The organism is Clostridium sp. (assembly GCF_032576335.1).
Taxonomy (GTDB): domain Bacteria; phylum Bacillota; class Clostridia; order Oscillospirales; family Acutalibacteraceae; genus Faecalispora.
Genome location: NZ_JAWFXC010000005.1, coordinates 115,675 through 128,094, shown reverse-complemented (window position 1 = coordinate 128,094; position 12,420 = coordinate 115,675). Strand labels below are relative to the sequence as shown.

The window sequence follows — 12,420 nt, the reverse complement described above, 5'->3', positions numbered from 1 at the left end:
AGCGGGGTAATCAGCATCATGTAACTCGCATGATGCTGATTACCCCGCTTATCTTTTTGCGCAGAAACTGCCACCATTTAAAAATATACTGCGACATGCTTTGCACCTGTGGTATAATACATTTACCATCATTAAGCAGGAAGAGGTATATATATGGATATGATTGCAGAGCTAGCAAGGGAATTTCACCTTACGCAAGCGCATGTTGACAATATTGTAGCACTCATTGATGACGGCAATACCATACCGTTTATTGCACGGTACCGAAAAGAGATGACCGGCTCCTGTGATGACCAGGTTTTGCGTGAGCTGTCTGACCGTCTGCTATACCTAAGAAATTTGGAAAAACGCAAAGAAGAAATTTTAGAGAGTATTACCTCGCAAGGCAAACTGACGGACGAGCTCTTCCTCGCTGTTCAAAATTCCAAAACCCTTTCTGAGGCAGAGGATTTATACCGCCCTTTCCGCCCCAAGCGCCGCACCCGCGCCACCATTGCGCAGGAAAAAGGCTTGCGCCCATTAGCCGACCTCCTTATAGAGCAAGCTCTGCGCGGTAAAACGCCGGAAGAATTGGCTGTTCCTTTCATACATGAAGAGAAAGGTGTAACAAGTTGGGAAGATGCCGTACAGGGTGCACAGGATATTCTGGCGGAAGATTTCTCAGATGATGCTGAAATGCGAAAAAAGCTGCGACAAATCATCCGTAGAGAGGGTATTTTGGCTTCGCGCACTGCTCAAGAAAACCCAGTATACGAAATGTACGCCGAATATTCCGAGCCGGTGAGCAAAATACCAAGCCATCGTATTTTGGCGATAGACCGCGGTGAAAAAGAAGAGTGCCTGAAGGTAAAGCTTGAGCTGAACGACGCAAACGCTTTAGCCGCTTTATTCGAACGCTTTGTAAAGCCCGGCGGCTCTACCTCCGCTTGTGTAAAGGAAGCCGTTGAGGACTCTTGGAAGCGCCTGATTTTTCCTTCCTTGGAACGTGAAATCCGCAATGAGCTTACACAAAGAGCTGCCAAGCAGGCGATTTCTATGTTTGCACTCAATTTAAAGCCCCTGCTCCTGCAGCCACCTGTAAAGGACAAAGTAATTCTAGGGTTTGACCCGGCTTATCGCACCGGCTGTAAAATTGCGGTGGTAGATGCAACGGGCAAGGTGCTCGACACAACCGTGGTCTACCCCACCGCTCCCCACAAAAAAACAGAAGAAGCCAAACGGGAGTTAAAACGCTTGATTCAAAAGCATGGGGTTACCGTTATCTCGATTGGGAACGGAACTGCCTCAAAGGAATCGGAAATATTTGTCGCTGAGCTGCTGCGTGAAATAGATGAGCCGGTCAGCTATATGGTTGTTAGTGAAGCGGGAGCCTCGGTATATTCGGCGTCGAAGCTGGCTGCGGCAGAATTCCCGGAGTACGATGTTTCTCTGCGAAGTGCAGTTTCGATTGCCCGCAGATTGCAAGACCCTCTAGCAGAGCTGGTAAAGATTGACCCAAAAGCCATTGGAATTGGGCAATACCAGCATGATATGCCACCCGCTGAGCTAGACAGTGCCCTAGAGGGTGTGGTAGAAAACTGTGTAAACAGCGTAGGTGTGGATTTGAACACAGCGTCCGTTTCTCTTTTGACTCATATCTCTGGTCTGAATGAAACCGTAGCGAAAAATGTAGTTGCTTTTCGAGACGAAAACGGTCCTTTTCAAAACCGTACCCAACTTAAAAAAGTGGCACGTCTTGGGCCGAAAGCCTACGAGCAGTGCGCTGGATTTTTAAGAATCCCGCGTGGAAAGAATATTTTAGACAATACCTCCGTTCACCCAGAATCCTATGATGCAGTATCGAAGCTGCTTGCACTGCTAGGATTAAAGCCCTCCGACCTAACAATGGAGGGAGTAGAAAGTATTGTACAGCAGGTTGAAACAATAGGTTGGAGGCAAGCCGCCGAAGCCTGCGAAGTCGGTATTCCTACCCTTACCGATATTCTTTCGGAGCTGCAAAAACCGGGACGAGATATTCGCGACGAGCTACCCCCGCCACTGCTACGCACTGACATTTTAAGCCTTTCTGACCTAAAAGCAGGAATGGAGCTCACCGGAACCGTGCGCAACGTCATCGATTTTGGTGCTTTTGTGGATATTGGTGTTCACCAAGATGGATTGGTACACATTTCTCAGATGTCGGATCATTTCATCAAGCATCCCTCAGACGTAGTGAAGGTTGGCGATATTGTTACTGTAACTGTTCTCAGTGTAGAAGAAGCGAAAAAGCGTATCTCTCTTACGATGAAAAAACAAGCTGTAAAATAAAGAAGAGAAGCACCGGAATTGCGGTGCTTCTTTTCTTTTATTGATTTAAAACTTGCTTTTTAATCCGTTTTCTCCCAATTGCTTTCAAAGCTAGCATACTCACTGATAAAATCCAGATACACTTTAGAGCCAATAGAGCAGGTATACCGAACCTTGCAGGAAGCACTTTCGTGAATCATGCGGCTCATACTGCCATCCTGCGGAGCACGCAGTGCATGAGAGCTGCTCTTTAAAAGCTGTATTTTCAGAGTTAACTTCCCTTGCCGCAGCAAAATATCATTTTCGCCTACATACAGCAGTCTTGCACCGCAGTACGTAGAAATTCGGTACTCTTTTCCCTCGTAATACAAAAATCCAATACAGCCGGTAAAGCTTAGCGGACCCCATGGAATGTCTGCAACAGAAAACATAATGCTGTTTGTTTCAAAGGCACAATGCGTCCACAAGTAACGGCTGGGAAAGGAGTGCCCACGGTCCCCCTCCAAATAGCCAGAACCATTCTTAAAAATATATTCTTTCTTGTTTATGGTAAGCGAACCATTTACATGGTGGAACAAGCTAAAAACGCTGTGGCGGCATTCCATGCCCGGCAAGCAGCAAAACGGCCCCATAATGTCGTAGGCAGGCGGGGTTATCGGGCTAAACCACAGCACCCCAAACATTGAGCATTCCGGTGTTTGAATATCTATCCCAATCCCCTGCTCTGAAAACAAACTCTTCCCCAATCGAGCAGGTAGCTGCATTCTTTTCCCCTCGCAGGTCTGGTCAGGAAAATCAATATTAAACGTATCTTCATTTGTAATTACTTGTAGAGAAGCAGAGCGATTGCCATCCCGGTCTGTGTGAAAGGCTGGGATAAGTGCAACCGTCTCTTTCTCATTTTGCTGTTTGAAATACCATCCCTCAAAATAGCCATTGGAGTGACTCTTTTGCAAGTTCAGCATGTGGGTATCTCCTCTAAATCGGTCTGTGCCGGGCCATCGAGCAATCCGCCCTTTGCGTCGAAGCGCGAGCCGTGGCATGGGCAATCCCAGCTTTTTTCATCGGGATTCCATTCCAACTGGCAGCCAAGGTGCGGGCATTTTACTGAAACGGCGGTCATTTCTTCGCCATCTGTTTTATATACTCCTGCCTTTTTACCATCTGCAATTACCACTCCGCCATGACCATTTGGGAGCATATGCGCTTCTGCTGTGTCTGGGTTCGGCAGAGAAAACGTCTGCTTGGTAATTCCCTTTACCGCCTGTCCCATTCCGGTTAAAAAGTTTTTAGCGGATGCAGTAAGCGTAAAACGAAGTGGTGAAAAAACCGGAGCAAAGGGATTCTCTACCCCTGCGATTTGGTCTGCCAATAGAATGGCAGATACCATACTGCTTGTCATTCCCCATTTACCAAAACCGGTTGCCACATACCAGTTTGGAGTATTAGACGAAAATTGACCAATATACGGTACACTGTCGAGCGTCATGCAGTCCTGTGCAGACCACTGGGTAAGCTCTTTGCTTTGCGGGTAAAACCTTGCGGCAGCATCCCGAAGAATCGCATATTGCCCACCTACTGAATTCTCACCGGTTCGGTGGTCACCGCCGCCAAGTAAAAGGGCTTCCCCGCTATTCCGAAAGGATAGCCCCCGCTCGCTAATGCCAAGATACATTCCGTCAAGCTTTGCTGCATTTTGCAACGCTAACACATAGCTGCGCTCCTGATACATACGCATGAAGTAATAGCCGGGCACGTTAACAAACGGGAAGTGTGACGCAAACACAATCTTCTCTGCCGTTACCGTTCCCCTACAGGTTTCCACTCTATTTTCTTCTACGGTTAATACCTTGGTGTTTTCATACACTGTTACAGACTCCGCCATTGCCCTTAAAAACTTGAGCGGATGAAATTGAGCCTGCCCTTCGAACTTCATGGCTGCTGTCACCTCAAACGGCAAGGTGGTTTGCTGCGTGATTTGGGCATGAATGCCTGCCTTGCAGGCACATTCTGCTTCCAGCTCTAGCACGGAGCGATCTTCCTTTTCCACGGTATACAGGTATGCGGGGCGCTCCTCGAACTCACAGTCAATTTGGCGCTCTGTAATTAACTTTTTATACCGCGCGATTGCCTGCTGATTTGCCGAGGCATATTGCTTCGCCTGTTCTTCATTAAAATTTTGAATCAGCTTTGTGTAAACGAGATGATGCTGTGACGTGATTTTTGCAGTGGTGTTTTGCGTTTGCCCGCTCCCGATTCGGTTTGCTTCCAGCACAACGGATTCTATCCCTTTTTCTTTGAGTAAGCTAGCGATTAATATGCCAGCTAAACCGCCGCCAATAATGGCAACCGGTACAGTTAGGTCACCCGTAAGAGCGGGGCGCTCTTGAAAATGCGTCGTTTCTCTCCATAACGATTCCATAATTTCACCTCATTTCATAGATTGCGCAAAATTATGGAAATTAATCATCTTTACTAGCCATTCAGGGAAAGGAGATAAGTTCCGTTTATGAGCAAGTTATATTCCAAGAAAAATCACCTGCCGCTAAGGGCAGGTGATCTTATTTACTAAGCCTTTTTTACAGGGCGAACATACTTAAAGAAATGCTCCGGATCATAATACAGGTAAATCATTCGACCGGGAGACATATCCATACTATAACCGGTTCCCTCATAATCGAAATTTGCCATTGTCTTTTCCATCAATTCTTCAACACTACGGTTTTCCTGCTCATAATCGAATGGCCCATGCTCAAAAACAACATATTCCGCTTCGGGGATATCCACCATCAGCATTTGCGCAGGCACTTCGCCATCATAATCGATGGGAAGACGTACCCCATAGCACTCGGTGCGAGGAATGCCCCAATCACACAGCCTGCCTTTGGGGTCAATCATATACGCCATGATTTGACCACTGCTCCCGTTCGATTTGTTCCCAACGTCTTCATCCAGTTTTTCTTTAATGCTATCGAGCAAGCCGCAAATGGTGTCGCAATCCTGCCCTGGAACCTGGCTTTGCTTTTGCCAAAAATCCCAATACCCATTGCTTTCGTAGTTTTTTACGTGCAAAAATTTATGAGCCGGAATGGTAATAAAGTAAATTTTAATCTCTTCGGAAGATTTCATCATACCGATTTCTCCTAGTCCAAAAAAGTAGCGGTCAAATGGTTGTATTTTTGTACGGAGAGTGACGGGCATCGGTTTTTTACGGTATTCACTGGGTGATATGCCATACGTTCGCTTAAAAGCTCTGGTAAACGCTTCATGAGATGAAAATCCATAATCAAATGCAATATCCAAAATGCTTTTATCGCTATCTCGAATCTCTTTGAGTGCGAAAGCTAATTTTCGGTTCCGCAGGTAATCCCGAAACTGCATACCCGATATTTCCTTAAATTTTCTCGTTGTATGGAATTCGGAATACCCTAGCTTGCGAGAAAGATATTGCAGTGTTATTTCTTCACTGTTGCGATTTTGAATGCACTGGTCGATTTCATCTACAATCTCTTGAATTTGCTTGTGCCACTCATACATTCCGTATTAACACCTCACCATTTCTGCCGCTCTACCGTTATTATAAAGCAGCCAAACTTGTACCGCTTGATTTTACTTGCGCAAATACGATATTCAAACAATTTGTTCTTAAAAAGGGATAAAAGAATCGAGAGGACAAAAAGTCAGGGTTATCCCATTCCCATTTGCCCCAATCACTGCCTTTGTTATACCCTAGAGGTAACAAAGAAGTCAAGATAAAAAATTCTTTTGAAAAAGGCTTGACTTCGAGTACACTCAAAGAGGTATAGTAGAAGTACGAAAAAGAAAACGGAGGTTGTAAACATGCAATTTGATTATTACGTTCCCACCAAGATTTTATTTGGTAAGGGCCAGCTTGCAAACCTGCACTCCCAAAAATTACCGGGACAAAAAGCACTCATTGTAATTTCCTCCGGTAAATCTACCCGAGAGAACGGCTACCTTGCAAGAGTAGAAGAAGAACTGAACCTTGCCGGAATCTCACATTTTGTATTCGATAAGATTCTACCCAATCCCATTAAAACCCATGTAATGGAGGGTGCAGCACTGGCACGCAAAGAAGGCTGCGATTTTGTAATTGGCCTTGGCGGCGGCAGCAGTATCGATGCCGCAAAAGCAATTGCGGTTATGGCAACAAACGAGGGGGACTACTGGGACTATGTGACCGGCGGCTCCGGCCAGAGAAAACCCGTACCGAACGACCCTCTTCCGATTGTTGCAATTACCACCACCGCTGGAACCGGAACAGAGGCAGACCCGTGGACGGTTACCACCAAGGAAGAAACCAATGAAAAAATCGGATTTGGTTACGAAAAAACGTTCCCGGTTCTTTCTATTGTAGACCCAGACCTCATGCTGACCGTTCCCCCTCACCTTACCGCTTACCAAGGGTTTGATGCACTATTTCACAGCACCGAGGGCTACATAGCCAAAACAGCAGACCCCATTAGTGACCTATACGCACTCAAAGCCATTGAGCTGATTGGAAAAAGCCTCGCAAAAGCGGTTTCTAACGGAAAAGACGAGGACGCTCGTGCTGATGTTGCTCTGGCTAATACGCTTTCTGGTATGGTGGAATCGCTTTCCTCCTGTACGTCCGAGCATAGCTTAGAGCACGCTCTCAGCGCCTTCCACCATGAGCTTCCTCACGGGGCAGGCTTGATTATGATTAGCAAGGCGTATTACACGCATTTTGCCAATATTCATGCCTGCGACGATCGCATGATTGCCATGGCGAAAGCTCTTGGCAAAACCGACGCCACTTGCGCCATGGATTTTGTGGAGACTCTTTGCGCCCTGCAATCTGCCTGCGGCGTTGCAGAGCTGAAAATGAGCGACTACGGAATCGACGGGAATGATTTGGAGAAATACGCCGATAACGCCAGACAAACCATGGGCGGCTTATTCCTGGTAGACCCGGCTCGCATAAGCAAAGAAGACTGCATTCGCATTTATCACGAATCCTTTCGATAGTTCACTCTAAAACAAAGAAAGGGAGTTTCGATTGAATCGAGACTCCCTTTTGGTATGCAAAAATTAAAAGTAAGAAATAGATTCAACATTTTGTCTTAATAAATCGTTTTCTACCGGGACACTTCTCTGCATCTACCCGCCACATACAGATTTTACAGTACAAACAGGCACCAACTGGTCTGCCATTTGCGGCATCATTGGCCCAATTGGGATTAACCAAAGACCCTCTTCCAATATCCACCATATCTACACCGGTTGTTTGCAAAATTTTCTCCGCTTGTTCTGGTGTTGCAATCTCTCCCACAACAAAAACAGGAATAGAAATATTTTTGCGTATCTCCTGTGCGGCATAGATACGGTCTGAAAAGGGAAAATCATCTGGTCGAAATGGCTCGGAACGCTGCTCAAATCCATAAGAAACATCCAGAAAATCCACACCATTCTCAGCTAACTCTTGCGCATGAGCAATGCTTTGAGCAAGAGTTGGCTCAAAAGCGCCAAGTCGTACCCCAATAATAAACGAATCTGGTACACGTCGGCGAATCTCCCGAATTATCTCCAGCGCAAACAAAGACGGCTGCTGCCCATAAGAATCGGTTCGTTGGTTAACAAGCTTATTATAAAACTGAGAAATCAAATAATTGTGGCACGCATGGATTTCCACTCCGTCGTACCCGGCTTTTACTGCTCGCTCGGCCGCTAAAATGAAGGAATGTTGAATGCGGTGCAATTCTTCTAAACTTAAAGCACGAGCGTGCTTCTCCTGCCCTCTAACCGAACAGGTAATTTCACTTGGACAAACCGTATCCTCCATAAATCCAAATACACCGGCATGATGAAGCTGTACAACAATCGGAACGGAATTCTCGTGAACAGCTTGAGTAATTCGGCGAAGGCCTTCCACCTGTTCATCGTTCCAAATTCCAAGTTGAGTATCTGCAAGGCGGCCGTCCGATTCTACACAAGTTCCCTCTTGAATAATTAGGCCTGTACCACCCTGAGCGAATTCCCGATAATGCTCTACCTGTCTGTCAGTTACCATTCCGCTTTCATTTGACCAGTGCTGTACTACCATGGCCGGTATAGCAATTCGGTTTTGAATCGTAAGATTCCGAATTACATGAGACTCAAAAAGCCGTTCTAGTTTCATACTTTGAACTCCTTATGTTAGCTAAAAAACACAACGATTATAATAAAAACATGCAAATTACAGCCGTTCTTTACTATATAAGTCCTTTGGTTTACACTGCTTCTCAATCGTAATCGCCTGCTCCGGGCAAGCCTTGATGCAGTCCCCACAGCGAATACACTCCAGTGCATTCGGCGTTTGAAATGCGGCAATATCCATTTTGCACGCTTTTGCGCATTTTCCGCACCGAGTGCACTTGTCTTCATTCACAGAATAGCGATAAAAACTGATGGGATTAAATAAAGAGTAAAACGCACCCAATGGGCACAAATAGCGGCAGAACGGCCGAAAAATCAGAATTGAGGCTATCACCACAGCAATTAGAATCAGCATCTTCCAGCCAAACAAATAACCAATGGCACTTCGCAATGAAGCATTGGTTATAAGCAGAGGAATGCCGCCCTCCAGTGTTCCTGCCGGGCAAATATATTTGCAAAAATAGGGAGTGGAAATGCCAAACGCATTGACAGTAAGAATGGGAAGAAGTATCACAAACAAAAGTAAAATGCCATATTTGAGCCATTTTAGTACTGCATTTACCTTTTGCGGTACTTTTTTCTTTGGGGTGGGAATCCGGTGCAGCAATTCTTGGAACCAACCAAACGGGCACAACCAACCGCACACAAAACGCCCCAAAAGAATGCCCACAAAGACCAAAAAGCCCAAAATATACATAGAAATGCCGTAGCGTGTGCTCCCCTCCACCGACTGCATGGCACCAATGGGGCAGGAGCCAAGTGCACCCGGACAAGAATAACAATTCAGCCCGGGCACACACGCATTCTTCAGCTTTCCTTTATAGATTTTCCCTTGTAAAAACCCCTGTATATTTGAGTTGGTTGTAAAGGTAAAAAGCGCCTGTACCCACGTTCTCTTATCCAATTCCAATGCACTCCAAACATATTTGAACCGCTTTGGCAAGAACAGTTCGATTTTCTCCGTTCCATAGGCCAACTGCCATCATCACAACCGCTCCGGCGGCAATTCCCCAACGTAAAAAACGAGGATTCTTCCCTACACGCTCCAATGTCTTCCACCTCTTTCATTATTAAACCGCTCACACTTAAATTTAAGGTGCTGTAAGCTCACTACTTTCTAAATTCTCGGGCTCTGAAGCCGAGAGTGCACTCTCGGGCGCCAGCAGGGTACTCAGGCGAGCCTCCAGTTCTTCCTGGTATTTTTCTACACTGCGCTTACCAACAACCGCTTCTCCAACAATTTGGCCGTTGCTATCAATAAACAGCGTTGTGGGGACTCCAGACACATGGCTATCTATATATTCCAATAAAGCCTGCTCCGGCAGCCAATTTTCGTAGGTAGCCCCTGCTTTGGTAACAATCTGCTTTGCCGTTTCTTTGTTTTCGTCACCTGAAATATCGGTAACCACACCCACCACCCGGGTTCCCTCCGGCATGCTTTTATTTAACTTTTCTAAATCCGGCATTTCCTCTATGCAAGGGCCACAGAAGGTTCCCCAAAAATTCACCATGGTCAGTCGGTATTTCGTAAACGATTCACTGCTCACTGCATTGCCATTTAAATCGGTTGTTGAAAAGCTCGGGAAAGTACCGGTGTCTGCTGCTTCTCGGTACATGAGTGCAACGCTCTGGCGTATGGTAGGTAGCATTTTCAGCACACGCTCGTATTCTTTTTTTGTATTCTCATCCATACCGCTTTCATTCGGCTGGGATGCTGCGTAAACATAGATTACACCGCCCTTACGCCCAACCTCTTCCGTATTGGCAAATCCGGTTATTTTATCTGCACTAAAACCCTTTTTCACCCAAGCATCCCATGAATTCTCATTGTAGTACTGAAGTACAAACAGCGGTATTGCAGCTTTATCTGGCTGAAAAACTAAGGATGTACCCTCTTTAGGAAGAAACTCCCCCATTTTTTTGCTAAGGTCTAACTGGGTGTACGAAATGGTGCGACTGGTAAGCTCTTGCTGTGGCAAATTAATACTAATGCCCATAGTTGAATCCGTATACGTTGTGTAAGAATCTGCTTTTTGAGGAGGCTTAGCAGAATCACAGGCAGCGAGCACAAAAAGGAAAGCCGCGGCTGCCACAATGAAAAACATCCCTCTTTTTACCATTTTTATTTCCCCTTCTCTAAGCTAAATGAATATTACAGTTACTCCATTTGCGCTAAACAGCGATCCACACGCACTTTTTAATCTAAACACCAAGTAAATGATTCCTCAATTGAAAGGTGATAGCCCTATATTACCATGATTTTTCCGGTAAGAAAATACCTGTGAGTAAGGCTCACGATATTTTTATTTTAAAATAAAAATATTAAAATGAAAAACACCGCCTGAAAGCAGACGGTGTTTTTCCTTATATTTTATGAATCGGAAAGCACATTTCCGTTACCCATTCATCCGGGTTTTGGGATTCAGAGGGACTTACATGATAAATGCTAAACATGGGGCCTGCAAAATCATATCCATTATCCCTTATCCAATTGGCTACCTCTTGGTTCACCTCACGAATTTCTTCGTACCCTCCCTGAAATGTTGCGGAAGCAATTTGCATTGCAGGTACGGTTTTAAATACAACCTGTTCTGTGTCCTGGTAGCTTCCCTTTACCGTAATTTGAATTTCCACATCCGGGTCGGCATCCATATGCTCTTTGTCATGGAATATGGCAAGAGCGTTTCTTTCGTTGGTATACTGCACCTTTTTCGTTGCCAATTCTCCCATTAGCAGCTCCCATAGGATACCCTCTTTGTCATAAGCGGGGATCACCTTGCGCACGCTCGCTACATATCGTTCGGGTAATTGTTTGCATACTACCGTGTATTCCATTAAATTTACATCCTTTCCAAGTCGTTTGATTGCTGAATCCAGCAGCAGTAACTGCCTGCTAACCTTCTTCTCCTCTTCCAGAATTTCGGCCTTTTTTATGAGAAGATACTGCACAAACGCTGCTGAATCTTGATTTGTTTTCAATATTTCAGCAATAACCGAAAGCCCGAAGCCCATCTCTTTTAAAGCTTGAATTCGGTTGGCTATTAAAAGCTGTGCTTCATTATAATACCGGTAGCCTGTGGAGGAGTCGATGCTTTGCGGCATGAGCAAACCAATCTCATCGTAATGCCGCAGCATGCGGATACTGATTCTGGACAGCCTTGAAAAATCGCCTATTTTCAGCATGTTTGTTTCCTCACATATATGTGTTTTTTTGAGCTCATGTTTAGTATAAAGCATCTCATAGTGTGAGAGTCAACAGTTATTTTAAATATTTTATTTAATCATTCGGATTTTAACTCTTGTACCGTAATGGTATAATAAGCAAAAGAAATACCAGCCGTTTCACACAAAAGAATTTGATGGGGTGATACTATGCAAAAGAAAACACAGGGCAACATGAACTTTGAAAAGGCATCTGACATTCAGGGCTTTGATATTAAACTAAATAAAGAAAAGGTTTCTCGCATTGACCGTTTGGTAGACAACTACGAACAGAAGATTGCATCTCGTCTGGATGAGGAATACGAAACAAACACAAAACGTTCTGACCGCATTGCCGACAAAGTAGCTGCTTTTGGTGGAAGCTGGACGTTTATTATTCTGTTCGGCCTTTTTCTGGTATTATGGATGCTTATTAACATCTTACCATTTTTGCCGTATCACTTTGACCCCAAGCCATTTATTTTATTAAACCTTATTTTATCATTCGTCGCTGCATTTCAAGCTCCCCTTATTATGATGAGCCAGAATCGCCAAGCCGCACGCGATAAGCATGAGTCCATTATAGATTTTGCAATTAACTATAAAGCGGAAAAAGAAATTGACGATATGCAGCGGCATTTGCACCATATGGAAGGGGAACTAAAAGAAATCAAAGAACTACTGCTCCATATGCAACAGCAAAATGAGCCAGAGTCAAAAGAATAACAGGTTACTTATTTTTGATTTGTATTGGAA

General features: G+C 44.9%; 11 protein-coding genes. 3 read left to right on the top strand and 8 right to left on the bottom strand.

Annotated features, from left to right (window positions below; all coding sequences use genetic code 11):
• Positions 1 to 153 precede the first annotated feature (153 nt).
• Positions 154 to 2,307: a Tex family protein gene (locus E7L17_RS07235; protein ID WP_316322587.1), complete on the top strand. Its 2,154-nt coding sequence runs from the start codon at positions 154 to 156 to the stop codon at positions 2,305 to 2,307.
• A 59-nt stretch (positions 2,308 to 2,366) separates the two neighbouring features.
• On the opposite strand, the gene E7L17_RS07230 is transcribed toward E7L17_RS07235, so the two are convergent.
• The 3 genes from E7L17_RS07230 to E7L17_RS07220 all read right to left on the bottom strand — a co-directional run bounded on the left by E7L17_RS07230 (position 2,367) and on the right by E7L17_RS07220 (position 5,823).
• Positions 2,367 to 3,251, bottom strand: a complete 885-nt coding sequence (locus E7L17_RS07230) for a hypothetical protein (protein ID WP_316322586.1) — start codon at positions 3,249 to 3,251, stop codon at positions 2,367 to 2,369.
• Positions 3,245 to 4,708 carry an FAD-dependent oxidoreductase gene (locus E7L17_RS07225; protein WP_316322585.1) on the bottom strand — a complete coding sequence of 488 codons (1,464 nt, stop codon included), beginning with the start codon at positions 4,706 to 4,708 and terminating at the stop codon, positions 3,245 to 3,247. Before E7L17_RS07225 ends, E7L17_RS07230 begins: the two co-directional genes overlap by 7 nt.
• A gap of 146 nt (positions 4,709 to 4,854) precedes the next feature.
• The gene (locus tag E7L17_RS07220) at positions 4,855 to 5,823 is read right to left on the bottom strand and encodes a helix-turn-helix transcriptional regulator (protein WP_316322584.1); all 969 of its coding nucleotides are present in this window, start codon (positions 5,821 to 5,823) and stop codon (positions 4,855 to 4,857) included.
• A 303-nt stretch (positions 5,824 to 6,126) separates the two neighbouring features.
• Here E7L17_RS07220 and E7L17_RS07215 point away from each other — a divergent pair, with 303 nt between their 5' ends.
• The gene (locus E7L17_RS07215; RefSeq protein ID WP_316322583.1) at positions 6,127 to 7,296 is read left to right on the top strand and encodes an iron-containing alcohol dehydrogenase; all 1,170 of its coding nucleotides are present in this window, start codon (positions 6,127 to 6,129) and stop codon (positions 7,294 to 7,296) included.
• A gap of 82 nt (positions 7,297 to 7,378) precedes the next feature.
• Here the strand turns inward: E7L17_RS07215 and E7L17_RS07210 are convergent, their stop codons facing one another.
• The 5 genes from E7L17_RS07210 to E7L17_RS07190 form a co-directional block, all read right to left on the bottom strand.
• Entirely contained in the window at positions 7,379 to 8,446 is a 1,068-nt protein-coding gene (locus E7L17_RS07210) for an NADH:flavin oxidoreductase (protein ID WP_316322582.1), read from the bottom strand.
• A gap of 57 nt (positions 8,447 to 8,503) precedes the next feature.
• Positions 8,504 to 9,367, bottom strand: coding sequence for a 4Fe-4S binding protein (locus tag E7L17_RS07205; RefSeq protein ID WP_316322581.1), 864 nt, complete (start codon positions 9,365 to 9,367; stop codon positions 8,504 to 8,506).
• On the bottom strand, positions 9,360 to 9,512 hold the full coding sequence (locus tag E7L17_RS07200) for a CD1871A family CXXC motif-containing protein (RefSeq protein ID WP_316322580.1): 153 nt from the start codon (positions 9,510 to 9,512) through the stop codon (positions 9,360 to 9,362). The genes E7L17_RS07205 and E7L17_RS07200 overlap by 8 nt, the downstream gene beginning before the upstream one ends.
• Positions 9,513 to 9,554: 42 nt before the next feature.
• Positions 9,555 to 10,583 (bottom strand): TlpA disulfide reductase family protein, encoded by a 1,029-nt coding sequence (locus E7L17_RS07195; protein ID WP_316322579.1) that lies wholly within the window; start codon positions 10,581 to 10,583, stop codon positions 9,555 to 9,557.
• A 244-nt stretch (positions 10,584 to 10,827) separates the two neighbouring features.
• Positions 10,828 to 11,646 (bottom strand): MerR family transcriptional regulator, encoded by an 819-nt coding sequence (locus E7L17_RS07190; RefSeq protein WP_316322578.1) that lies wholly within the window; start codon positions 11,644 to 11,646, stop codon positions 10,828 to 10,830.
• A gap of 189 nt (positions 11,647 to 11,835) precedes the next feature.
• Between E7L17_RS07190 and E7L17_RS07185 the strand changes: the two genes are divergently transcribed.
• A complete protein-coding gene (locus tag E7L17_RS07185) occupies positions 11,836 to 12,390 on the top strand; it encodes a DUF1003 domain-containing protein (protein ID WP_316322577.1) in 555 nt (184 codons plus the stop codon).
• The last annotated feature ends 30 nt before the right edge of the window (positions 12,391 to 12,420 follow it).